Raw genomic sequence first — 23,910 nt, 5'->3', positions numbered from 1 at the left:
ATTTAGGACGGCGAGGGGGCTGTCCGAGGTATCCAAAAGGAGCGCGGTGGCCCCGGCCAATACAGGAAATCAACGGACACACGCATCACCTTTGCCGCCGCCGCGTGCGCATGGACTGCGACGCGGCTTGTGAGCCCGGCTGTCCTCAAACTTGACCCGATTCAACGGACGCGATCACCGGGACATTTTTCGGCCCTGGGGGATGGCCTGTATCCAGATCGAGGGTTCAGGCAGCCTGCTCGCCGTGACGCCCACGGCGCTTGAAGTGGTCGGGGTCATGCCCGACTTGTTTCAGGGGCGGACCTGGATGGCGTCCACAGTTGCGTTCTTGCTGGTCGTCGCGGGTATGTTTGGCTTGACGGGGGCGTCGATAGCGCGGCGTCTGCATGATAGCGGTCGGGGCTGCTCTGGGCCGTGCCCCCAGCCGTCATGCTGACTGTCGTCGGGAGCCTGATGCCCTACTGTTTTGCTCATATACCAACCGATAAGGCGGACCCGGACGGGTTCTTGAGGATGATCGGACTCGTCCTAGCCTATCTGGTGTCACTCATTCCATTATTGGCATTTCTGTCTGTTGACGGCGACGCCTCGGCCAATCGCTATGGCATCGCGCCGGCGGGGATGGCCAGGCTTTCCTGATTTGCTTTGGACATCGATCCGGCGGCTATTGCAGGTCGGCGTCGCCATCGCCGTCAGCGGGTTCGCGCGTCTGGGCCCAGTCCACCAGCAGATCGAAATAGCCTTCAGCATAGCGTGTTTCCAGACGGCTGCCATCCGGGGCCAGGTCGAACTGGATCATGCCGTGTCCGGAATTGGGGAAGACGGCAACATCAATCGGCGCGCCTTCGGCCTGCAGCTCGGACAGGATGACGCGAGTGGTCGCCGGCGGGGCTTCGCGATCATCTTCCGACAGGATCCAGAGGGCAGGTATGTCGAGGGCGGCGAGGACGGGGCGCGGTTCGTAGTCCCAGCTCGTGCCCTTGTCGAAAAAGGGCATCGCCATCCATACCTGCCATATCGGCCGAACCAGAAATTCGTGCGTGAATTCGCCTTCGATCGCATCATACCAGTCTTCGTCGCGATATTGGCGTTTCAGCGAGGCGAGTTCATGCCAACTGTCCGAGAAATCTGATGCCATCAATCGACCGGCAGCCGCAGCGAGCGCCCGCCCTCCGGCAAGGATGGCGTCGTCATCGCCATAGCCCGCCTCGATGAGGCTGAGGAGGACTTCCTCGCGGTCTTCGGCGAGCGCGCCTTCGGCCATGCCGTAAGCGGCGATGACGAAATCGGCGCCGCCCTGTGACGCGGCCAGCGGAGCGACCCAGCCGCCCTGGCTGGTTCCAAGATAGCCGGCCTCGCCGAGCTGGTCGCCGCCGAGACGGCGGGCTTCGGCCAGGGCATTGACGGCGTCATCGGCCAGCAGATGGAAGTCCTGGGTGTAATCGCCACTGGAGGCGCCCGTTCCGCGCTTGTCATAGACAAAGGTGGCCAGCCCGCGCGCCGGCAGGAGGCGCTGCATGTAGTAATATTGACGGGCGCTGGATTGTTCCGACCCATGGACCAAGACCACCAGCGGGAAGGGGCCTTCGCCTTCCGGCAGGATGAGGCGTCCGACCAGGGTTTCCCCGCCGCTTTCAAACTCGGTCTCGGTAATCGGGAAGTCGATCCGGCTTGCTTCGCCGTCGAGACCCTCCATCCCGTCGACCTCGATCCGGCCGTCATCACAACTGCCAAGCGCGAAGCGGGCCGGATGGGGCTGGTCGGTCCAACCAAGCTGATGGGTCCAGCCACCTTCGCCGTCCGGTTCCAGGCGGCCCGTACGGCCATCACCGGAGCGCCAGCGCAGCGCCGGCGTGCTAAGCGGGGCGAGATCGATGACGCCGCCCCCGGCAGTGCGATAACTGCCGATATGGCATGTAATGGACAGGTCAATCGGGGCGAGGTCACCGGAACAGGCTGCCAACACCAGAAGGCTGGCGCTGGTGATCAGGCACTTGGACACGGGTTTCACGGCTTTCGGCGGCACAGACTCACTCCCGGTTGCAGTTTTCATCGCTCAGCCTAACGAAAAAGGGCAGGCGTGATAGCCCGCCCTTTGACGTTGTGTCCTGTGTCGTCGCCTCAGTTCACATCGAACCGGTCGGCCTCCATCACCTTGGTCCAGGCGGCGACGAAATCCCTGACGAATTTCGCTTCATTGTCGTCCTGGGCATAGAGTTCGGCATAGGCACGCAGGCGCGAATTGGAGCCGAAGACCAGATCGGCGCGGGCGGCCGTCCATTTGGTCGTGCCGGTCTTGCGATCGCGGATCTCATAGGTCGACTTGGACACCGGCACCCAAGAATAGGCCATGTCGGTCAGGTTGACGAAGAAGTCCGTCGTCAGCTGGCCTTCGCGGTCGGTGAAGACGCCGTGCCTGGTGTCGCCATGATTGGTGCCCAGCACCCGCATGCCACCCACCAGCACCGTCATTTCCGGCGCCGTGAGACCGAGCAGCTGGCTACGGTCGAGGAGCATTTCCTCGGGCGTGACGACATAGTCGGCCTTGGCCCAGTTGCGATACCCGTCGGCGAGTGGCTCGAGGGACTCAAAGCTGTCGCCGTCGGTCATGGCGTCCGTGGCATCGCCGCGACCCGGCGTGAAGGGCACAGTGACATCATGGCCGGCAGCCCGGGCCGCCTGTTCCACGCCGACATTGCCGGCCAGGACGATGATATCGGCGATGCTGGCGCCGACCTTGCTCGCAATCGGCTCGAGCACACCGAGCACGCGGGCGAGGCGATCCGGCTCATTGCCCTCCCAGTCCTTTTGCGGGGCCAGGCGGATGCGGGCACCATTGGCGCCGCCGCGCTTGTCTGAACCGCGGAAGGTGCGGGCGCTGTCCCAGGCCGTGGCGACCATGTCGGAGACGGAAAGACCGCTGTCGGCGATAGCCTTTTTCGCGGCTTCGACGTCCCAGCCCGTCGGACCGGCCGGGATGGGGTCCTGCCAGATCAGGTCTTCTTTCGGCACGTCCGGGCCGAAATAATTGGCGCGGGGCCCCATATCGCGGTGGGTCAGCTTGAACCAGGCCCGGGCGAAGGTCTCTTTGAAAAAAGCTGGGTCGGCCATGAATTTCTCGCAGATGGCGCGATAGGCCGGGTCCACCTTCATGGCCATGTCGGCATCGGTCATGATCGGCATGCGGCGAATGGACGGATCCGTCGCATCAACCGGCATGTGCTCTTCCTTGATGTCGACGGGCTGCCATTGATTGGCCCCGGCCGGGCTTTTCTTGAGTTCCCATTCATAGCCGAAGAGGAGCTCGAAATAGCCCATGTCGAATTTGGTCGGATTGGTCGTCCAGGCGCCTTCCAGGCCGGAGGTCACGGCATTGGCGGCCTTGCCATTCATATTCGGATTGAGCCAGCCAAAGCCCTGGTTTTCGATCTCGCCGCCTTCCGGCTCGGCGCCGAGGGCACCGGCATCGCCATTACCGTGCGCCTTGCCGACCGTGTGACCGCCACAGGTGAGCGCCGCGGTCTCCTCGTCATCCATGGCCATGCGGGCAAAGGTCTCGCGGACCTGGCCGGCGGTTTTGAGCGGGTCGGACTCGCCGTTCACGCCTTCCGGATTGACATAGATCAGGCCCATCTGCACGGCGGCGAGCGGGTTTTCCATCGTGTCCGGCTTGGCGACATCCTCATAACGCGTGTCGGACGGAGCCAGCCATTCCTGCTCGGCGCCCCAGTAGGTGTCGATTTCGGGATGCCAGATATCCTCGCGACCAAAGCCGAAACCATAGGTCTTCAGGCCCATGTCTTCATAGGCGATCGTGCCGGCGAGCAGGATGAGGTCGGCCCAGGAGATGGCATTGCCATACTTCTTCTTGAGCGGCCAAAGCAAGCGGCGCGCCTTGTCCAGATTGCCATTGTCCGGCCAGGAGTTGAGCGGGGCGAAGCGAATATTTCCGGCACCGCCGCCACCGCGACCATCGGCCAGGCGGTAGGAGCCCGCCGAGTGCCAGGCGAGACGGATCATCAGGCCGCCATAATGGCCGTAATCGGCCGGCCACCAGTCCTGGCTGTCCTTGAGGAGCGCCTTCATGTCGGCTTTGAGAGCCTCGACGTCCAGCTTCTTCAGCTCGGTGTGATAGTCGAAATCCGGGCCCATCGGATCCGGCTTGGTGTCATGCTGGTGAAGGATGTCGAGATTGAGCGCGCGCGGCCACCAGGCCATCACGGAGCTGCCCGTCCCGGTATTCCCGCCATGCATGACGGGGCAACCGCTCATACCCTTTGGATCATTGCCGTCCATGATCTTCCTCCTGGTTTCTGGTTCATTGTGCGTCTCCCGGTCGGGAAACCTCAACGTCACTATCTCAGATGGATGGCTATTGATCCAATCGATTTATTTATGGATAGGTATAGAGGCAGGCTTTATTGCGAGGCCCATTGTGAGCGCCCTGAAGCCCTCCCGTGATACGGGCCGGGGTGCTAGGCTCGCGCAAAGAGGTGGAGAACGCGATATGGCAAACGGGTTTTACGGGGCGAAGACGTTCTGGGTGACAGGTGCGTCATCCGGACTGGGACGGGCGATGGCGATCGGTCTGTCCCAGCGCGGCGCACGGGTCATCCTGTCCGGTCGCAATGAGGATGCCCTGGCGGAAACCCGCAGCCAGTTGGCCGGTGACAGCCATGTCCTGGCCTTCGAGACGACCGATTATGAGGCCTTGCCGGGCATCGTCGACGCCGCGCTCACCTGGTCAGGCCGCATCGACGGGCTGATCAACAATGCCGGCATCTCGCAACGCAGCCTCATCGTCGATACCGAGATGGCGGTCTATCGCCGCCTCATGGAGGTCGACTTCTTCGCGCCCGTCGCCCTGACCAAGCTGGTCCTGCCGCACATGATCGCCGCGGGTTCCGGCCATGTCTCGATTGTCAGCTCTCTGGCTGGCAAGATCGGCACCCCGGTCCGTTCGGGCTATTGCGCCGCGAAACATGCCTGCGTCGGTTTCTACGAGTCGATGCGGGCCGAGGTCGAGAAAGCCTATGGGATCAGCGTTTCGGTGATACTACCCGGATCGGTACAGACCGGCATCTCGCGCAATGCGCTCTCGGCCAGCGGTGCACCGCGCGGTGTGTCCGATGCCAATATCGACGGCGGGATGAAACCGGAGGCCGCCGCCGCGCTCATCCTGGACGGGATTGCGGCCGGCCAGAATGACATTGTCATCGCCGAAGGCATGGAGGCGGCGGCGCTGGGTCTGCGGACCCGCGACCCGGAACAGCTCTTCGCCATCCTGGCCGAACAGGGCCGGGAGCTCGCCGCGTCGGCCGGTTCGGACGAAGCGATCGAGCTGCGCCGGGTGAATGACCATGAGCCGGTGTGAGGCCGAAATCGAGGAAACATCTGGTGCCGGCTGAGGGACTCGAACCCCCGACTCCTTGGTTACAAATCTTGTGCTCTACCAGGTGAGCCAAGCCGCGAAAGTCGGGGACATGTGCCGATATAGTCTAAGAAGCGAAAAGTGGGCCAGACACCGGTAGGAGTCTTCAGTTTTCCGATTGGGAACAAATGGTATGTGTCCCTGTTTATTGCGTGCGGGGGCGCCCCCCGCGGTCTATCCGGCCTGGACGTTGCCTGCCATCAGCTGGATGGTGAAAAGCGAAAACGTCACAATGCCTATGAGCGTCATCGGCGTGACGATGAAGATGGCGAGTGCGCTCGACCAGCGCACGACAGCGGAATTTGCCGAACGCGTCCGGAAGTAGAGTTCCGCCATGGCAAGCGGGACGAGAAAGCTGCCCCAGATCCAGAACTGAAAAAAGGCGCCATCAAAGGGAACGCTGTACCCCAAGGTCTGCATGGTAACGAAATAGCCAAATCCGCCAATGCGCACAAACCACTGGGCATTGGCGACCAAAAACAGTCTGACGGCCCAGCGCTCGTGTTGTGCGACGCGCCGACGCATGGCCGCCGTGACGATCATCGCGGCGAATGCGAGGATCAGCAATCCGTTCACACTGGTGCCGAACTCGTTGAAACTGTTGGGGGGGGAGCCGCGAAACCACGTCAGGTAATAGCCTGAGACGGTCAGGGCGACGATCAGAAGGAGAAAGGCGCGGCCGTTCCAGCGATGAAAGGTCCGAAACCGGTTTCGGACCATCGGGATCAGCTGGAGCCCGCCCATGAGGGCCAGCGCCGCGGCTCCGATCGCATGCACGCCGAAGGCGAGGGTTGCCTGCGGTCGGTCGGGGTGGACAGGCGGCTGTGACAGCACAACATTGACGTTCCAAGCTGCGATATCACCAAGAATGGCAGGGAAGGCGTAGAACCCGATCAGATAGGCTGCAAATGCCACCTGACCAGCAATCGCGACAGCCAACCACAGGCCGGCTGCCATGTCTGTGACGGTTGCACCAGAATGCTTGCGGGGCTTGGGTTCCTGCGCCACCGCGTCGACCATAACTACCATGATTATTACTCACCACTAAACCTGCTAAAATTTATGGGGTCAGGTGACTCTCCTCCATGACCAGGCGTATTGATTCATGACCGCAGGTGACAAAACGCAACGCGCTGACTGGCAAGGAACCATCTCGTCCGCGCTCGCCTTGGCGTTTATCGACTACGCCTGTTCCAGGGGCGCGATGCGTGAGCGCCTTTTGGCGTTCGCCCAGCTTCCGGACTGCCATGAGGAACCCGCTGACCTGCGGGTTGCATTGCCCTGTTTCTTTGACCTGGTAAAAGCCGCCAAGGTTCAGACCGACGAGCCGGGACTCCCGATCCTTTTCGCGGCCCATGCGGACTTCTCGGAGGTCTCGATCGCCGGGCTGATTGCCAACGCATCGGAAACGATGATGGACGCCCTGATCCAGCTGAACCGCTATGCGAGACTGACGTTCGACTTGCCGTTCGCCGGCCCGAAACCGCTGGTTTTCGAGCGCGGCGACGGGGCTGACTGGATCACGGATACGCGACACATATCCCAGCAGTTTCCGGAGCTGGTGGAAATCGCTTTCACTTACCTCATCACGGGGCCGAGGCGGTTTCTCCTGCGACCCCATGTCATCTGTGCAGAACTGACCGCTCCCAAGCCGGAGCATTCCGAGCTGATGGAGCGTGTGTGGGCGTGCCCGATACATTGGGGGTGCGCGACGAACAGGCTGCAGCTTTCAAGCTGGGTGGCCGAGCATCGGGTCCGGCTTCAACCAGCTTATGCGTTCGGAGTTCTGACGGCGCACGCCGACCAGCTGCTTGAGTATATGCGGGCGTCGAAGACCACGCGGGCCCGCTTGGAAGCCCTGATTTTGCCGCGACTGCACACGGGCACCGTCTCGATTGCGTGGGCAGCAGACCAGTTGGGTGAAACGCGGCAATCGATTTATCGGGCGTTGAAGGCAGAGGGTACGACCTTCGAGCGCGTTCTGGACGAGTTGCGCCAACGCCTCGCCCTGGAATACTTGCGTGGCCGAAAGGTTTCGATCGCCGAGACCGCCTATCTGCTGGGCTTCGCGGAGGCCAGCCCCTTCACAAGAGCTTTCAAACGCTGGACGGGCGTCACCCCATCCGCCTACCGGGACGCGGCTGACCGCTAGGGCTGTCATGCTGGCGATCCGGGAGACGAGGAAACCAACACCGTTTCCCAAGCCCCGCTCTCCGGGCAAAGGCCGCCTCCTCTGGGGCTCGATGTCGTTGGATCGTGCCGTCCCCCTTCGCCAAGGCTTCGGGCGACACCTTTTCGCCCGCTCGCATGCGGGCTCCCGGTGGCTTGCCACCCGAAACCCAGCTTTACGAACAAGCGGTGGGCGAAGGCCCCTGCCGGGGCGTTCTCCGTCCAAAATCGATTCACGGGATCGATTTTTCTGCCTGGGGCAGACTAACTGCGAATGGTGCCGGCTGAGGGACTCGAACCCCCGACCCCCTGATTACAAATCAGGTGCTCTACCAGCTGAGCTAAGCCGGCATCCAGAAACGGTCTGATACGCGCGCGCGGCGGGCGCGACAAGTGTTTGCTGCAATTGCGCCCGCCTCAATGTCGGTTGGGCTGGTCAGTCCTTGACCGCGACCTTGTCCAGGGCGGTCAGGATGAGGGCCATGACGATGAAGCCAACCAGGTTGTGTGACGCGTCCAGCACCAGAAGCATGACGGGCTGCAGGGCATAGACGATGTCATAGGCCATGGTCGTGACCACAAAGCCGGCCCACAGGAAGAGCGCCCATTTGACCGCACTGGCCATGCCGTGCGCCTTGAGCGCTTTCAGCGCATAACCGAGGAAGCCGGCGAACACGATCGACAGCACAAAGCCGGCTGCCATGGCCGGTCCGGCTGCAGCCTCGGCCTCCGCCATATGGGCATCAGTGAAGCCCCAAAGGCCGATCCACAACTCGGCGAAAAGCACGCCGTAGAAAACAAACCCAACCATCCACAAGGCAAATCCGGCCACCAGGACGGCAAGCGGATTCAATCCGAAAATTCGCGGCATTTCCTGTTTCCTCCCCCATGCAGGGCTTGTATGTCTCGCCCTGCGAGGCGATGTCCCCGGGACTCGCCTTTCACGCGAAGACTTTACTCCGAAATCCGCGCAAGAGAAGAATTCCGATTATGGCCCGTATACTGATCACAAGCGCTCTGCCCTACATCAATGGCGTCAAGCATTTGGGAAATCTCGCCGGGTCGATGTTGCCGGCGGATGTCTATGCACGGTTTCAGCGCCTGCGCGGTCATGACGTCCTCTATATCTGCGCCACGGATGAGCACGGCACGCCGGCCGAACTGGCTGCCGATGCCGCCGGGATGGATGTGCGCGCCTATTGCGATGAGCAGCACGATATTCAAAAGCGCGCCGGTGACGGTTTCTCGCTGAGCTATGACTATTTCGGCCGCACCTCGAATGCGCCAAGCATCCGCCTGACCCAGCATTTCGCGGATGTTCTCGAGCAGAAGGGGCTGATCGTCGAGCGTGTCGAGGAGCAGGTCTTCTCGATCGATGATGATCGCTTCCTGCCGGACCGCTATGTCGAGGGCACCTGTCCGCATTGCGGTTTCGAACGCGCTCGCGGTGATCAGTGCGACAGCTGCGGCCGCCTGCTCGAGCCGACCGATCTGAAAGAGCCCTATTCCAAGATCTCCGGTTCGAAGAATCTGGAAGTGCGCGAGACCAAGCATCTCCATCTTGTCCAAACGAAGATGGAAAGCCGGATCCGCGATTGGGTCGATGCGGCGACCGAATGGCCAAGCCTGGCCAAGTCGATTGCTTACAAATGGCTCGATGAGGGGCTGCGCGACCGCTCGATCACGCGCGATCTGAAATGGGGTGTGCCGGTGGCTCATGAGGGCACGCCGCGCGAAGGCTTCGAGACCAAGGTCTTCTATGTCTGGTTTGACGCCCCGATCGGCTATATCGGCGCCACCGCGGAATGGGCCGAGGCCGGAAACGGTGATTGGGAGATCTGGTGGCGCACCGACAAGGGCGCCGAGGACGTCACCTATGTCCAGTTCATGGGCAAGGATAATGTCGCCTTCCACACAGTCTCCTTCCCGGCCACCATCCTGGGCTCGGAAGAACCGTGGAAGACGGTCGACAAGCTGAAGGCCTTCAACTGGCTGACCTGGTATGGCGGCAAGTTCTCGACGTCCGAAAAGCGCGGCGTCTTCATGGACCAGGCGCTGGACATTCTGCCCGGTGACTACTGGCGCTGGTATCTTACCGCAAATGCACCGGAGGGCTCGGATGCGGCCTTCACCTGGGAACATTTCCAGGGGCTGATCAATTCCGACCTGGCCAATGTGCTGGGCAATTTCGTCAACCGGATCACCAAATACACCGCGTCCAAGTTTGACGGCCAGGTGCCGTCGACCGGTGAGACGGGCGAAGCCGAGGCCTGGATCGCCCAGGAGCTGGAAACGCGTTTGCCGGCTGTCGTGGCCAATATGGAAGCGATGGAATTCCGCAAGGCAGCGTCGGAAGTGCGCGCCATCTGGGCGGCGGGCAATGAGTACCTCACCAAGGCCGAGCCCTGGGTGAAGTACAAGAGTGATGTCGATGCCGCCGCTGTCGGCGTGCGCACCGGTCTCAATCTCGTCGCCCTGTTCGGCATTCTCGCCCAGCCCTTCATTCCCGAGGCGGCGAAGAAGGTCCTTGATGCGGTCGGCGTACCGGAAGACCGGCGCAGCTGGAATTTCGACGGGCCGGCTGCGGACCTGCTCGACGCTCTGCCGCACGGTCTCGCCATCACGCCTCCGGATGTGCTCTTCGCCAAGATCGAGGATGCGCAGCTGGCGGAATGGTCGGAGCGTTTTGGCGGGGCGCCGAGCCAATAAGGCGCTTCACCTCGCCCGCTTTGCGGCACCGAAGGTGGCCTTGACGAACCGGATGGACCGGGGCCCACTGGCTGACAAGACAAGAATGGGGGGATGGGCGCAGGCGCGCCCGTCGTTGACGCAATGAAATCTGCCATCCTCGCGCTGCTGGGCGCGACCAGTCTCTCTGGCCCGGCGCTCGCCCAGTCCGACCCGGACTGGCGCCCGGTCGATCCGGACGACCTCCTTTTGATCGAGGTCGAGGACGGAATGATCGCCATTGAACTGGCGGACTGGATTGCGCCCAACCATGCCGACCGCATGCGCCAGGCGGCGTCTGACGGCTTCCTTGACGGCCGCAGCTTCTATCGTGTGATCGACGGCTTTGTCGCGCAGGGCGGGCGCGGGGAGGAGGCTGACTCGATCGAGTTGCCGCAATACCCCACGCTGGCCGGTGAGTTTACCGTGGCGACGGACAGCGTGACTTTCACGCCGATGATCGATCATGATCTCTACGCGGCGACGGTCGGCCATGTTGCCGGTTTCCCGGCGGCCATGAATGAGGCAGGGAGCGAGGTCTGGCCGATCCATTGTCCCGGCACCGTCGCCATGGCACGTGACAATGATCCTGACAGCGGTGATGTGGAGTTCTACATCGTCATCGGGCACGGCCCGCGTCACCTCGACCGCATCATGTCCGTCTTCGGGCGGGTGATTGACGGTATGGAGCATGTCCAGGCCCTGCAGCGTGGTGACCCGTCGTTGAATTCCGGCGTGATCGCCGATCCTGAGGCTCGTGACACCATTGTGTCAGCACGTATGGCTTCGGCCCTTCCCGAAGCGGAACGACCGGCTTATGAGGTCATGCGCACGGACTCAGACGCCTTCAACGCGGCCAAGGCAGCCCGTCGCAACCGCACACACGACTTCTTCTTTGAAACCCCGCCACCGGTGATCGAGGCCTGTCACATGCCCGGTCCGGTGCGCCACGCCGAATAATCACCCGATGACCGAGACTCCCACAGACTACGCCCCGCTCGACATTGTCGGCATCGCCATGGATTGCGAGGGGTTGGAGGCCCTGACGGCGCCGCTGGAATTTGCCGCCGCGTCGAATGATCCATGGATGGTCAATGCCGGCATTCTGGCAATCGGTCATGCCGCGCGTCGGTTCAAGGCTTATCCCGGTGGGTTGAAAGACGCCCTGTGGGCGCGCATCCACGATTTCCCGCAGGCGGAACAATTGCGCCCGGCCTGTCTCGCCGCCCAGGATGATATACGGCACTTCAAGGCCAAGCCGGTCTAGGGCTGTCCGGGCTGCGCTTGCTCAGCCCCAGTCGCGTCGGCTCATCCAGACGATGGCGAGCGTGAAGACGATCAATCCGCCGATACCGCCCATCATCACGGCCAGATCGCCGCGTCCGCCTTCACTCGCCAGCACATTCACCGGCATCAGCCAGGGAAAGTAGAGCCCCTGTTCCGCACTGGTCGCGGCGACGGCGACGAAGGTGCCACCAATCCCGATCGAGACCGGGGCCGCGAAGCTGCGAAAGCGCATGGCCATTGTCCACTGGATCGCCATGACCAGCAGGCCGGCGATGAACATCTTGCCGTAGAGTCGGAAGGCGAGGCCGGGATCGAATTGGCCGGCCATCTCAAGATCGTCAGACAGTTGCAGACCGACATGCACACTGGCCCAGCCTGCTGCGGCTACCGCGAAACTCATCACGGCCATCAGGCCGAGCGTGACCAGGACCTTGGCCCCGAAGACCTGCCAGCGCGGAACGGGCAGGGCGAGGGTGTGAGACCAGGTATTCGGTCCATGCTCCAGCTGTGCGATCAGGGCGGTGATTCCGATCACGCTCATCGGCAGGAGGAAGAAGGCCCAGATGGCGGAGCCGGCCATGGTCTGCATGGTCCATTCCTCGGGACCATTGCCACTGGCGACGATGAGAACACCCAGGGCAAAGACCATGACCGGTGGCGTGGCGGCGACCAGGAGGACCAGGGAACGGCGCAGCTTCAGGGCTTCGGCGATCAGCGCGTTGGTCATGCGGCGTCCTCCGGCTGGGCGGTAAGGGTCATGAATGTGGTTTCCAGATCTGCGCGCTCGAGGCGCAGCTCACTGACCGCGCATCCGGCCGCGTGCAGGGCGGCATTGAGCGCGGCGGCGCGCTCGGGGGTGAGGGCGTCTGCATCGGCGAGGATGAAGCGGTCGTCTTCGCGGATCGCATTGGCAAAGCCGGCTTCGGCGATCACAGCCGCTGCGGTGTCGGCGGGGCTCGCCTCGACGATCAGGCGCGGCGTCTGCTGGCGCGAGAGTTCGTCCAGCGATCCGTCGAACAGGACGCGGCCGTGTTGGAGCAGGCCGACATGGGTGGCGATCTGCTCGACTTCCGAAAGGAGATGGCTGGACATGAAAATCGTGGCGCCGGTCCGCGTCGGCAGATCGCGGATCAGGGCGCGCATGTCGCGAATTCCCGCCGGGTCGAGCCCGTTGGTCGGCTCGTCGAGGATGAGCAGGCGCGGCTCGGCCAGCAGGGCGCGGGCCAGGCCCATACGCTGTTTCATGCCGAGTGAGTAATGCCCCACGCGTCGCTTGGCGGCGTCGCGCATGTCGACCAGTTCCAGCGCCTTGTCGATCTGGGCCGGTCTGGCGCCGATCAGGCGCCGGGTCACATCGAGGTTTTCGCGGCCGGTGAGATTGGGGAAAAGGGCCGGTGTCTCGATCACCGCGCCAACGCTGGCCAGGGCCTGGCGGCGATTGCGCTTGAGGTCATGCCCGCCAATTTCCACTCGGCCGGATTGCGGCGTGAGCAGACCCATGGCGCAGCGGATCGCGGTGGTCTTGCCGGCGCCATTGGGACCGAGGAAGCCGTAGATGGCGCCCGGTGGAATGGCGAGATCGACGCTGTCGAGCGCGGTCAGCTTGCCATAGCGCAGGGTCACACCCTGCAGGGAGAGAACGGTTTCGGTCATGCGCTCAGTAGGCGGCAGGCCTGTGCAGTCTGGCAAGCCGGTGAGGCTGTGAGCCGGGCGGGATTGTGGAAATCCCGGTCCCTCCCGGCCTGGACGCTGCCGTGACCGTTGACCTTTGCCTGCGAGCTGGGTCGAATGGCGCCAGCTCATCGAGGGGAATTGATCATGAAACGCCATCTGATGTCGGCCGTCGCGGCCTTCACGCTTGCTCTGGCTGCCCAGCCAACCGCGTTCGCGCTGCAGGAGGCGGCAGAGGCGGACGCGCTTCGCACCGCGATCACAGCGGATTACGACGGGCATCTGGAAGACCTCTACCAGCACTTCCACGCCCATCCGGAGCTCTCCCATCAGGAAGTCGAGACCGCGGCCCGCCTGGCAGCGGAGCTGGCGGTGCTCGGCTTTGACGTGACTGAAGGCGTCGGCGGGACCGGTATCGTCGCCGTGATGGAAAATGGCGAGGGGCCGACCCTGATGCTCCGCGCCGATATGGATGGCCTGCCGGTCCCCGAACAGACCGGCCTGTCCTATGCCTCGACCGATACCGATGTCGATCATCGAGGCGTCGAGAATCCGGTCATGCATGCCTGCGCCCACGATACCCACATGACGGCTCTGGTCGGTGCGGCCCGCCAGCTGGTCGAGCGCACGGATGAATGGTCCGGCACGCTGGTCCTGATCGGTCAGCCGGCCGAAGAGCTGGGCGAGGGCGCCGTGGCGATGATCGAGGACGGCCTCTTCGAGCGTTTCCCGCTGCCGGACTTCAACGTCTCATTCCATACCTTCTCGGCCATTCCGACCGGCACCATCACCTATGTGCCGGGCTATGCGATGGCCAATGTCGACTCGGTCGACATCTATGTGCAGGGGCGCGGCGGACATGGCGCTTACCCGCACACTACCAAGGACCCGATCTATCTTGCTTCGCAGATCGTGGTGTCGCTGCAATCCCTGGTCTCGCGGGAAGTTTCACCGCTCGAGCCGGCGGTTGTGACGGTCGGTGCCTTCAATGCCGGCACCAAGCACAACATCATCTCTGACAATGCGCATCTGCAGGTGACGGTGCGTTCCTATACCGATGAGGTGCGCGAGCAACTCCTCACCGGCATCCAGCGGATCGCTGCCAACCAGGCCGCCTCTTATGGTCTGACGCCGGAAGAGTATCCGCGTGTCGAGATCGAGGAGACCTATACGCCGGCGCTGTACAATAATCCCGAGCTGGCGGCTCGCGCCGTCGATGCCATGCGCGCCCGGTTCGGCGCCGACAATGTGGTTGAGGCCTCCCCGGTCATGGGCGGGGAGGACTACTCGCAATACCACCGCACCGAGCACAATATCCCGACCTTCATGTTCTGGGTCGGCGGGACGACCCAGGAAACCCTGGATGACTATACCGCGCGCGGCCTGGTGCCGCCGTCCAACCACTCGCCCTTCTTCGCGCCGGATGATCCGCGCGGCTCGATCACCCAGGCGACCGAGGCGATGACGGCCGTGGCGCTGGATATCCTGGCTCCGGCCGCAGAATAGGCTGGCTGGCGGCGCGGCCCGGGTCGCGCCGCCTATCCCTTCGCCCGCCGCCGCTTGCGCTGCGCGCGCTTCAGGTGCGGCTCGAAGAACAGCCAGATGCCCGAGCCCCAGAGGACGAGCAGGATCACGCCGGCGGGCAGGAAGACGAAGGTCTTCACCCAGTCGGCGAAGAAGGAACCGTCATGGATCTGCTCGATCAGGTCCGAGCGGCGATACTCGACCGACAGCACGTCAAGCGTCACCAGATCAATCTGGGCCTCCCAGCGATTGGGTGCGATGAATTTGGCAATGCCGCGATCGGACTGGATGTCGATACGGTCAAACTCCGTCCATGCGGCGTTCAGCTCGGGGATTGATGCGGCGACGGCATAGAGCTGGGCCAGCGAGGTCTCCGGCGCCTCGGCGGACGCGTGGGCGCTGCGCTGGGAGGGCGGCTGAATCCAGTCGATATCCTTTTTCAGCATCAGGAATATGCCGGCGATGATCATCACCCCCAGGGGCAGCATGATGACCGGTGAGGACCAGTGATGGATGTCGCGAAGAAGCTTGCCTATTTTCATGGCAAGCATGGTCTATATGCCCGCGTTTCAGTCAAGGTGCGGGGGGATTGTTCCTGCTTCGGGTCGCATATCGCTTTTCTTTTCAATGACGCCTGATACCGTCATGGCAATCATCAGGGAGGGAATGATGCGGGGAATGATCTGTGCGGTCCTGTTGTGCGCCTTGCCGCAGGCGGCGTGTGCCCAGGCAGAGGATGAGACCGAAGCGGGCGCGCTTTCGTCCGGGAATTTTTCCGGTCTCGAATTCCGCAGTATCGGCCCGGCCTTCATGTCCGGCCGGATCAGTGACATCGAGATCCTCGAGGATTCCCCGGCGAGCTGGATTGTCGGCGTCGGCTCGGGCGGGGTCTGGCGCACGGACAATGCCGGAACGACCTGGGCTCCGATCTTCGACGGCCAGGGCGTCTATTCGATCGGCGCTGTGACCGTTGACCCGCAAAACCCGCACACGATCTGGGTCGGTACCGGCGAGAATCATGGCGGCCGCCATGTCGGCTACGGTAATGGCATCCATCGCTCTCGCGATGGCGGTCAGACCTGGGACCATCTCGGTCTGGAAAATTCCGAACACATCTCCGAAATCCTGATCCACCCCGAGGATTCCGACACCATCTGGGTCGCGGCGCAGGGACCGCTCTGGTCCTCCGGCGGTGAGCGCGGCCTCTTCAAATCGACCGATGGTGGCCAGACCTGGTCCCAGGTTCTGTCAGCGGGTGAGTGGACCGGCGTGACCGATGTGGTCATGGACCCGCGCAATCCGGATCGGATGGTTGCCGCAACCTGGCAGCGCCACCGTACTGTGGCCGCCTATATGGGCGCCGGCCCGGAAAGCGGTTTGCACGTCTCCGAGGATGGCGGTGACACCTGGCGCGAGGTCACGGTTGGGCTGCCCGACGGCAATATGGGCAAGATCGGTCTGGCCATCTCGCCGCAAAACCCGGACGTGCTCTACGCTGCCATCGAGCAGGATCGCCGCAGCGGCGGCATCTACCGCTCGGCCGATCGCGGCGAGAGCTGGACGCGCATGTCCGATACTGTCTCGGGCGGTACCGGGCCGCACTATTATCAGGAGCTCTACGCCCACCCGCACCATTTCGATCGTATTATTCTGGTGTCGAACACGACCCAGATTTCCAGCGATGGGGGCGCCACTTTCCGCGGCTTGAATAATGAAAACAAGCATGTCGACGACCACGCCATCGCCTTCCATCCGACGGCGGAAGACTACATGCTGGTGGGCTCCGATGGCGGACTCTACGAGACTCATGACGGGGATGCGACCTGGCGCTTCATCTCCAATTTGCCGATCACCCAGTTCTACGATATCGCCCTGGACGACGCCGAGCCCTTCTACAATGTCTATGGCGGAACCCAGGACAACAGCTCCCAGATGGGGCCATCGCGCACCGATAGCCGCCACGGCATCCGCAATTCCGACTGGGTGGTGACCCTGTTCGCCGACGGTCATGAGCCGGACGTGGAACCGGGAAATCCGGACATTGCCTATTCCAGCTGGCAGCAGGGCAATCTGGTTCGCTTGGACCGCACCACCGGGGAAATCGTCTACATACGTGCCCAGCCGCAACCGGGCGAGCCGGCCGAACGCTTTAACTGGGACGCCCCGCTCGTCGTCTCCTCGCACGAGCCGACGCGGGTCTATCATGCCTCCCAGCGGGTCTGGCGCTCCGATGACCGCGGCGACAACTGGACGGCGCTCTCCGGGGATTTGACCCGCGATGAGGACCGCATGCGCCTGCCCATCATGGGCCGGCAATGGTCCTGGGAAGCCGGCTGGGACGTCTATGCCATGTCCAACTACAACACGATCAGCGCACTGGCTGAATCGCCGGTCGACGAGGACGTGCTGTATGCCGGAACGGATGATGGCCTGATCCAGATCACCACGGATGGCGGCGAGACCTGGACCCGCACCGAGGCGCGGTCCCTGCGTGGCGTGCCGGACCGGGCCTACATCAATGATTTCGAGCCGTCCCGCTTTGATGCCAACACCGTCTACATGGCGCTCGATGATCACAAGAATGGTGATTTCCGCCCCTATCTCCTGCGCTCGGACAATCAGGGCCGCAGCTGGCGGATGATCACGGATGGCCTGCCGGAGAACGGTCCGGTCTGGCGCATCGTGCAGGATTTCGAGAATCCGGACCTTCTGTTTGCCGGCACGGATTTCGGTGTCTTCTTCACCCTCGACGGTGGCGAGCGCTGGACCCAGATGACCGCCGGCCTGCCGCCAATCCCCGCGCGTGACCTGCTGATTCACCAGCGCGAAGGCGATCTGGTGGTCGGCACGTTCGGCCGGTCCATCTATGTGCTGGACGACATCACGCCGCTGCGCGAGGCCTCGGTCGAAATGCTGGAGGGCGAAACGCGCCTCTTCCCGGTACGCCGAGCCTGGTGGTATTTCGAACAACACGAGCTGGGATTCGGCTTCAGGGCCTCCCAGGGCGATGGCTATTTCCAGGCGGAGAACCCGCCTTTCGGTGCCGTGATCACCTATTATCTCCATGAGGACTTGCAGACCTCAGCCGAGGCGCGCCAGGCGGCCGAGCGTGAAGCTGTGGAAGCCGGCGAAGACACGCCATTCCCCGGATTTGACGTGGTCGAGGCGGAGCGCCGCGAGGCGCCGCCGCGCATGTGGCTGGTGATCCGTGACAGTGAGGGGGAGGTGGTACGCCGCCTGTCCGGGCCCGTCACATCGGGCTTCCACCGCGTCGCCTGGGACCTCACCTATCCCAGTACGAATGCGGTGACGGAACCGGATACTGAAGACAGCGAAACCTCCGGCTTTCTGGTTGCGCCGGGCCTTTATTCGGTCGAGCTGGTGCGTCAGCACAATGGCGAGACCACCACGATCGGTGACCGCCAGGAGATTCGCGTCGAGCGCCTCACCGAGGGCGCGCTACCGGGTGCTCCGACCGATGAGGTCGTTGCTTTCTGGGAGCGCCTTGGGGCGATGCAGCGGCAAGTCTCTGCGGCCAATGCGGCGATCGACCAGGCGCAGGCGCGCCTCGCCCGTCTGCAATCGGCCCTGTACCGGACCCGCACGGCGCCGGGCGTTCTGGACGCGCGCTACGAGACCCTTCGCCAGGAACTCTTCGCCATCGAGGAGGCCTTGCAGGGTAATCAGTCGCGCCAGGGTCAGTACGGCGCCGAGCCGTCCACTGTGTCGTCGCGCCTGAGCTTCGCGCAACTCGGCACCACGAACGCCGCCTACGGCCCGTCGCGGGCGCATGAGGCCCAGCTGCAAATGGCCGAGGAGGCTTTCGGCGGCCTTCGCGACCGTCTCGCCCAGCTGGTGGAAATCGACCTGCCCGCCTTCGAAGCCGAGCTGGCCAATGCCGGTGCGCCCTGGACGCCCGGCGCTACCATCCCGCCCTGGTAGGGGCGGGTCGATGAGAGGATGAGCCCCCGTGAATGACACAACACGCCGTGTCTTTACCGGAGCCCAGTGGGAAAGCCAGGTAGGGTATTGTCGGGCCATTCGGCGTGGCAATCTCGCCTGGGTGACTGGTACGGTATCGCTGGATGCGGACGGCCGGCCCTTTGCCGTCGGTGACCCGGAGGGCCAGGCCCGGCGCTGTCTCGAGATTATCGATAAAGCACTGCAGGAGCTGGGCGGTTCGATCCGCGACGTCATGCGCACACGCATGTTCGTCACTGATATCGATCATTGGGAGGCCTTTGGCCGGGCGCATGCTGCCGTCTTTGCCGATCATCCGCCGACCACCAGCATGATCGAGATCTCGCGATTCATCGGTCCGGACTTCCTGATCGAGATCGAGGCGGATGCCTGTTTCGACGCCGACTGATCCTGCCACACACCGGAGGCAAGCATGACCGCTCTCACCTTGTATTTCTGCCCGCGAACGCGGGGTTTTCACGCCCTCTGGATGCTCGAGGAGATCGGCGAGCCCTATGATCTGCGCCTCGTCAATATCCGCGATGATATCCAGTCCGAGGCTTATGCCGCGGTCAATCCGATGCGCAAGGTTCCCGCCCTGGATGTGGGCGGAGAGCTGATCACCGAAAGTCCTGCCATCTGTACCTGGCTGGCCGATCGCTTCGCGGACAAGGGCCTGGCCCCTGCGGTCGATGCGCCCGGCCGGGGCAGCTATCTGCGTTGGCTTTTCTTTGCGGGGTCCGTGATCGAGCCGGCTTTCATCGACAAGGCCATGTCGCGTGAGACGCCGCGGCAAATGGCCGGCTGGGGTGATCTCGCGGCGGTCAAGGCCAGCCTGATCGAGGCGCTGGACGGCAAGGAATACCTGGTTGGCGATCGTTTCACGGCCGCCGATCTGATGGTCGGCTCGACGCTGAATTTCATGATGAATTTCAATCTGCTCGAGCGCGTTGATCCGTTTGCGGCCTATGTTGGCCGTCTGGTCGAACGCCCGGCCTACAAGCGGGCCATGGCGCGCGAGAGCGAATTGGCGGGATGACCGGTTTGCGCTGCCTAGCAGTGGCGGCTAGGGTCGCGCGACGTTTTGGAGGGGGCGTTTCATGTCTTTGATTCCGGCTGATAATCATCTGGCCGTCATGGCCAGCTTGTTTGCCATCGCCGCGGCCGGTTTTCTCATCGAGAAAACCCGCATTGGCGCTTTGCTCACCGGCGCCGTATGGGCCATTTTTCTGGCCATCATTGCCTCGAATATCGGACTGATCCCCTCGTCGGCAGCGGCCTATGATTTTGTCTGGACCTATTTCGTCCCGGTTCTGATCCCGCTCTTTCTGATGAAGGCGGATCTCAAGAAAATTTTCTTTGAAACCACCCGTATGGCGGGCGCCTTTATGCTCGCCGCCGTGGCCACGGTGGCCGGTGCGCTGATCGCTTTTTCGCTCATCGATATCGGCGACTACGCCGCCGGCTCGGAAGCCGCGGCGCTGGGGACGCGCCAAGCGGCGGCGGTCGGCGCCTTTACGGCGACCTATATCGGCGGATCGGTCAATTACGGGGCCTTGATGGCCTCGACCGGGCTGGGTGAAGCGGATCCGAGTTGGGCCTCGGCCATGACGGCTGTCGATAATCTCTATTCCGGCTTCTTCCTGGCCTTGCTCGCCCTGATGCCCGGTTGGGCTTGGCTGGCCAAGCGTTTCAATCCGATTGACCACACGCAAGGCGAGCTCGAAGTCGAGGAGGAACGTCCGATCACAGCCGCCTCACTGTGTCTGTCGGCCGCCTATGCCCTGATTATCGTGGCAATCGGGACCGCGCTTGCAGACCAGCTGGACTCACTCTGGGACGATGCCGGGCGGAAATGGAAGTTTGCGATCATCTCCGTGCTCGCCCTGATCCCGGCGACAGCCTTCCCGCAGACGATCGGTCGACTGCGTGGCGGATATGAGATGGGCATTGCGCTCAGCTTTGTCTTCTTTGCGATGATCGCGGCGGGTGCGGACGTGGTATCCCTGCTTCAGCAAGCGCCTGTCCTGCTCGTCCTTATCGGGATCATGCTGTCAGTGCATGCCGTGATCCTGTTCGGCGTGGGCAGTCTTGTCCGCTTGTCATTGCCCGAGCTGATCACCGCCTCCAATGCAGCCATCCTGGGGGCGACCACCGCGCCGGCGCTCGCCGCCGCGAAGGGGTGGAAGGATCTGGTGACACCAGGCGTTCTGGTCGGCGTGCTGGGTTATGCCATTGGAACGCCGATCGCGACCCTGGTCTTCGAGCTTTGGCCCGGCTGACCCGCCAGCCGCGTCCGCTCCCGCGCCGGATTACGTCACTGTCATGCCTCGGACAGTGACGGGCAGGGGTATGATCGACATTATTGTCGGGCGCTTTGCATCCGATCAGTCGTCGGTGTGCATCCGGGGGATAGATCGTGAAAGGGACGACCGATGAAAAAGACCATTCTGTTCGCAACCAGCGCCGCCGCCATGGTGGGTATGGCGCTTGTCTCCATGTCCGCCGGGGCGACCCAGCTGAGTGGGGCCGCCCAAAGCTATTCAGGTGACCGGCTGGAAATCGAGAATTTCGTCGGGCGGATTGAAATCCGGACCGGCAGTTCGGACACGATTTCGGTTGCCATGACCAATTCCGGTGGCCATGTCGCCGACCCGAGCGTGAGCGATAGCGGTTCGATGGTCCGCATTGATGGCGGTCTCAGCCTGCGCCGCACCAATTGCAACACCCGCAACAACACGATGACGATCGGCCTGAACCGGGGCGAGCGGCACAATATTGATGAGTATCCCAGCCTGGTAATCACCGCCCCGGCGTCACTGGCGCTGGAACTGAGCGACAGCGCCTTTGTCGGCTCGGCCGGTGATTTGCGCACGGTGGATATCAATATGAGCAGCTGTGGCCGCTTTCAGCTTGGCAATATTGACGAGGACGCACGAGTTCGCATCAGCGGCTCAGGCGACATCAATACCGGCATGATTGGCGGCGAAGCCGCGATCAGCATCAATGGCTCCGGCGACGTCACGACTCGCGATATCGCGCGGAATGCGGATGTTTCCATCAATGGTTCGGGCGATGTGATCACTGGCAATGTCGGCGGCGATGCCGATGTGAATATCAACGGTTCCGGTGATGTTGAATTTGGCCGCATTGCCGGCTTGTCCGTGGGCGTGTCCGGCTCTGGTGATGTTGAAGCCGAGAGCATGAATGGCGCCTTCCATTCGCGGATCTCCGGTTCCGGCAATATCGACGTTCATGGCGGTCGGGCGCAGCCTTTCGAGGTCTCGATCAGCGGCTCTGGCGATATTGCCTTCGGTGGCACGGCTGTCGATCTGGTCGTGCGCGAGAATGGCGGCGGCGACGTTTCCATCTCCGAGATAGAGGGCAGTGTGCACTGGACCCGCAATGGTCGTACCGTGATGCGCGTCGGTGACGTGCACTAGAACGATTTCAAACTCCTCCGTCCCCCCAAGGCCGGATCAGGCGGATGGCGTCTCGTCTTTGACGGGACGCCATTTTGCTGCTTCGTAGAGGGCGATGGCGGCGGCGTTGGAGACATTCAGGCTCTCCACCACACCGGTCATCGGAATGCGCACCAGCTGGTCGCAACAATCCGCCACGCGCGTGCGCAGGCCCTTGTCTTCCGACCCCATCACCAGAACCAGACCGGGGCCCCAGCCCTTGCCATCCGGCGCGGCCAGCGCTGTGGCGAGGTCGAGCTCGGCTTCGCCGGCCAGGCCGAGCACATGCCGGCCCGCCTTGCGGAACTCCAGCAGGGTATCGGCGATATTGGTGACGCGCACATGGGCGACGCGCTCGGCGGCACCAACAGCGCTCTTGCATACGGTGCCAAAGAGCGGGGGCGCCTTGCGGTCCTGCATCACAACGGCGCGGATTCCGAAGGCCGCAGCCGAGCGCAGTACCGCGCCGACATTGTGCGGGTCGGTGATCTGGTCGAGCACGAGCAGGGCGCCATGCGTCGGATCGGTGACGCCATTGACCGATTCTGGCGGCAAGGCGCGGGCGAGGGCGGCAAAGCCCTGGTGAACGGCACCATCGGGCAGCGCGTGGTCGATCACGCGTGGCTCGACCTGCTGGTGGTCGGTCCCCTCGGGCAGGTCGCGCGCGGCATTGCGGGTGACCTTCAGCTCGAGGATTTCGCGGCGCTTGTTGGCGACTGCGGCGAGCACGGCATGGCGGCCCCAGATCCAGCCTGAATCGCCTGTTCCAGAAGGCTTGGAGCGGCGGCTGTAATCGGTCCGTTTGGATGTATTGCGCATGGGAGTCTTCGTCACTATAGTCCGCGCTCCTGTTTTGGGGCGGTCACCTGATTTGCCGAGGCATAGCATGCCTCCCCGCAAGCTGAGACTGTTTCTTGCAGGACACTGAAAGGCCGGTTACATCGCGGCCCGAAGGCACCCTGTGGAGGGGTGGGAGAGTGGTTAAATCCACCAGACTGTAAATCTGGCCGCTATGCGTACGCTGGTTCGAATCCAGCCCCCTCCACCACCCTTCGCCCTGCGGGCTGGGTTTTTGATCTCACGGCAATTCACCCGGTTCAGATCCGGGTTCACGCCTCCGAAGGGGCGGGCTGACCGCCCGGCGCGCGGTCGCGCTTGCGGCCTTTTGGGCCGGGTTATGGGGGCTGGTGAATGGCGTTGCGCCGATCGTGTTGCAGCTAAAACAGCAACTCACCCCTCGACTGGGGAAATCTGAGTCGCTAAATGACGGGTTCCGGTGCGGGTATAGCACAATGGTAGTGCAGCAGCCTTCCAAGCTGAGGATGCCGGTTCGATCCCGACTACCCGCTCCAATCTTTCTCTGCATGTCTGGTACGTCCAGAAACCCGGCTGCGCCGCGTGTCGGGCATAGGTGCTTGGGGCTTGCCTTCTTTGGCGAGCGACGCTATCCCGCGCCGGTCTCACGGGTATGGTCTGTCCGTATCCAATGAAATCAACACATCCAAGTCTATAGCCCATCTTCTCGATCAAGATCGGCGTTCAAGAGGAAAGACCATGGCGAAGGAAAAGTTTGAGCGCACCAAGCCGCATGCGAACATCGGCACGATTGGTCACGTTGACCACGGCAAGACGACGCTGACGGCTGCGATCACGATGGTTCTGGCGGAAGCCTCTGGCGGT

20 protein-coding genes and 3 tRNA genes are annotated in these 23,910 nt (G+C 62.9%); 14 read left to right on the top strand and 9 right to left on the bottom strand.

The window, feature by feature from the left end; translation table 11 throughout:
- Positions 1 to 664: 664 nt before the first annotated feature.
- Both Q0X62_RS07335 and katG read right to left on the bottom strand, forming a co-directional pair.
- Positions 665 to 2,026 (bottom strand): alpha/beta hydrolase, encoded by a 1,362-nt coding sequence (locus tag Q0X62_RS07335; RefSeq protein ID WP_297733418.1) that lies wholly within the window; start codon positions 2,024 to 2,026, stop codon positions 665 to 667.
- Between the two features lie 95 nt (positions 2,027 to 2,121).
- Positions 2,122 to 4,296 carry a catalase/peroxidase HPI gene (gene katG, locus Q0X62_RS07330; protein ID WP_297733415.1) on the bottom strand — a complete coding sequence of 725 codons (2,175 nt, stop codon included), beginning with the start codon at positions 4,294 to 4,296 and terminating at the stop codon, positions 2,122 to 2,124.
- Between the two features lie 211 nt (positions 4,297 to 4,507).
- On the opposite strand from katG, the gene Q0X62_RS07325 reads away from it, so the two are divergent.
- On the top strand, positions 4,508 to 5,374 hold the full coding sequence (locus tag Q0X62_RS07325; protein WP_297733412.1) for an SDR family NAD(P)-dependent oxidoreductase: 867 nt from the start codon (positions 4,508 to 4,510) through the stop codon (positions 5,372 to 5,374).
- A 231-nt stretch (positions 5,375 to 5,605) separates the two neighbouring features.
- On the opposite strand, the gene Q0X62_RS07320 is transcribed toward Q0X62_RS07325, so the two are convergent.
- Positions 5,606 to 6,451, bottom strand: a complete 846-nt coding sequence (locus tag Q0X62_RS07320) for a DUF2306 domain-containing protein (RefSeq protein WP_297733409.1) — start codon at positions 6,449 to 6,451, stop codon at positions 5,606 to 5,608.
- A gap of 85 nt (positions 6,452 to 6,536) precedes the next feature.
- Here Q0X62_RS07320 and Q0X62_RS07315 point away from each other — a divergent pair, with 85 nt between their 5' ends.
- A complete protein-coding gene (locus tag Q0X62_RS07315) occupies positions 6,537 to 7,583 on the top strand; it encodes an AraC family transcriptional regulator (RefSeq protein WP_297733406.1) in 1,047 nt (348 codons plus the stop codon).
- A gap of 292 nt (positions 7,584 to 7,875) precedes the next feature.
- Here Q0X62_RS07315 and Q0X62_RS07310 read toward each other — a convergent pair.
- Positions 7,876 to 7,951 (bottom strand) — tRNA-Thr (locus tag Q0X62_RS07310).
- Between the two features lie 85 nt (positions 7,952 to 8,036).
- Positions 8,037 to 8,471 (bottom strand): DUF1761 domain-containing protein, encoded by a 435-nt coding sequence (locus Q0X62_RS07305; RefSeq protein WP_297733403.1) that lies wholly within the window; start codon positions 8,469 to 8,471, stop codon positions 8,037 to 8,039.
- A 119-nt stretch (positions 8,472 to 8,590) separates the two neighbouring features.
- Here Q0X62_RS07305 and metG point away from each other — a divergent pair, with 119 nt between their 5' ends.
- The 3 genes from metG to Q0X62_RS07290 all read left to right on the top strand — a co-directional run bounded on the left by metG (position 8,591) and on the right by Q0X62_RS07290 (position 11,594).
- Complete coding sequence (gene metG, locus Q0X62_RS07300) at positions 8,591 to 10,309, top strand: methionine--tRNA ligase (RefSeq protein WP_297733400.1); 1,719 nt, start codon at positions 8,591 to 8,593, stop codon at positions 10,307 to 10,309.
- 123 nt (positions 10,310 to 10,432) lie between these two features.
- Complete coding sequence (locus Q0X62_RS07295) at positions 10,433 to 11,287, top strand: peptidylprolyl isomerase (protein ID WP_297733398.1); 855 nt, start codon at positions 10,433 to 10,435, stop codon at positions 11,285 to 11,287.
- Positions 11,288 to 11,294: 7 nt separating this feature from the next.
- Positions 11,295 to 11,594, top strand: a complete 300-nt coding sequence (locus Q0X62_RS07290; RefSeq protein ID WP_297733395.1) for a hypothetical protein — start codon at positions 11,295 to 11,297, stop codon at positions 11,592 to 11,594.
- A gap of 21 nt (positions 11,595 to 11,615) precedes the next feature.
- Here the strand turns inward: Q0X62_RS07290 and Q0X62_RS07285 are convergent, their stop codons facing one another.
- Together Q0X62_RS07285 and Q0X62_RS07280 are read right to left on the bottom strand one after the other, a co-directional pair.
- A complete protein-coding gene (locus Q0X62_RS07285) occupies positions 11,616 to 12,341 on the bottom strand; it encodes an ABC transporter permease (RefSeq protein WP_297733392.1) in 726 nt (241 codons plus the stop codon).
- The gene (locus tag Q0X62_RS07280) at positions 12,338 to 13,267 is read right to left on the bottom strand and encodes an ABC transporter ATP-binding protein (protein WP_297733389.1); all 930 of its coding nucleotides are present in this window, start codon (positions 13,265 to 13,267) and stop codon (positions 12,338 to 12,340) included. The genes Q0X62_RS07285 and Q0X62_RS07280 overlap by 4 nt, the downstream gene beginning before the upstream one ends.
- A 165-nt stretch (positions 13,268 to 13,432) precedes the next feature.
- On the opposite strand from Q0X62_RS07280, the gene Q0X62_RS07275 reads away from it, so the two are divergent.
- Entirely contained in the window at positions 13,433 to 14,791 is a 1,359-nt protein-coding gene (locus tag Q0X62_RS07275) for a M20 family metallopeptidase (RefSeq protein WP_297733386.1), read from the top strand.
- Between the two features lie 32 nt (positions 14,792 to 14,823).
- Here Q0X62_RS07275 and Q0X62_RS07270 read toward each other — a convergent pair whose 3' ends face one another.
- Entirely contained in the window at positions 14,824 to 15,360 is a 537-nt protein-coding gene (locus tag Q0X62_RS07270) for a PepSY domain-containing protein (RefSeq protein WP_297733384.1), read from the bottom strand.
- Positions 15,361 to 15,478: 118 nt separating this feature from the next.
- On the opposite strand from Q0X62_RS07270, the gene Q0X62_RS07265 reads away from it, so the two are divergent.
- The 5 genes from Q0X62_RS07265 to Q0X62_RS07245 all read left to right on the top strand — a co-directional run bounded on the left by Q0X62_RS07265 (position 15,479) and on the right by Q0X62_RS07245 (position 22,212).
- Positions 15,479 to 18,751 (top strand): glycosyl hydrolase, encoded by a 3,273-nt coding sequence (locus tag Q0X62_RS07265; RefSeq protein ID WP_297733381.1) that lies wholly within the window; start codon positions 15,479 to 15,481, stop codon positions 18,749 to 18,751.
- A 28-nt stretch (positions 18,752 to 18,779) separates the two neighbouring features.
- Complete coding sequence (locus Q0X62_RS07260; protein ID WP_297733378.1) at positions 18,780 to 19,178, top strand: RidA family protein; 399 nt, start codon at positions 18,780 to 18,782, stop codon at positions 19,176 to 19,178.
- A 24-nt stretch (positions 19,179 to 19,202) separates the two neighbouring features.
- Positions 19,203 to 19,808 carry a glutathione S-transferase family protein gene (locus Q0X62_RS07255; protein ID WP_297733375.1) on the top strand — a complete coding sequence of 202 codons (606 nt, stop codon included), beginning with the start codon at positions 19,203 to 19,205 and terminating at the stop codon, positions 19,806 to 19,808.
- A 61-nt stretch (positions 19,809 to 19,869) separates the two neighbouring features.
- Positions 19,870 to 21,051, top strand: coding sequence for a DUF819 family protein (locus Q0X62_RS07250; RefSeq protein WP_297733373.1), 1,182 nt, complete (start codon positions 19,870 to 19,872; stop codon positions 21,049 to 21,051).
- A gap of 153 nt (positions 21,052 to 21,204) precedes the next feature.
- On the top strand, positions 21,205 to 22,212 hold the full coding sequence (locus Q0X62_RS07245; protein WP_297733370.1) for a DUF2807 domain-containing protein: 1,008 nt from the start codon (positions 21,205 to 21,207) through the stop codon (positions 22,210 to 22,212).
- Between the two features lie 36 nt (positions 22,213 to 22,248).
- Here Q0X62_RS07245 and rlmB read toward each other — a convergent pair whose 3' ends face one another.
- Entirely contained in the window at positions 22,249 to 23,049 is an 801-nt protein-coding gene (gene rlmB, locus Q0X62_RS07240) for a 23S rRNA (guanosine(2251)-2'-O)-methyltransferase RlmB (protein WP_297733367.1), read from the bottom strand.
- 144 nt (positions 23,050 to 23,193) lie between these two features.
- On the opposite strand from rlmB, the gene Q0X62_RS07235 reads away from it, so the two are divergent.
- The 3 genes from Q0X62_RS07235 to Q0X62_RS07225 form a co-directional block, all read left to right on the top strand.
- Positions 23,194 to 23,278: transfer RNA gene (locus Q0X62_RS07235), tRNA-Tyr, on the top strand.
- Between the two features lie 230 nt (positions 23,279 to 23,508).
- Positions 23,509 to 23,582, top strand: a tRNA-Gly gene (locus Q0X62_RS07230).
- Positions 23,583 to 23,784: 202 nt separating this feature from the next.
- The coding region (locus tag Q0X62_RS07225; protein ID WP_297733420.1) for a GTP-binding protein at positions 23,785 to 23,910 on the top strand (126 nt) is incomplete at its 3' end.

The sequence above is a fragment of the uncultured Maricaulis sp. genome (assembly GCF_947259345.1).
Classification (GTDB): Bacteria; Pseudomonadota; Alphaproteobacteria; order Caulobacterales; family Maricaulaceae; genus Maricaulis.
This window is presented reverse-complemented; position numbering and strand designations above follow the sequence as displayed.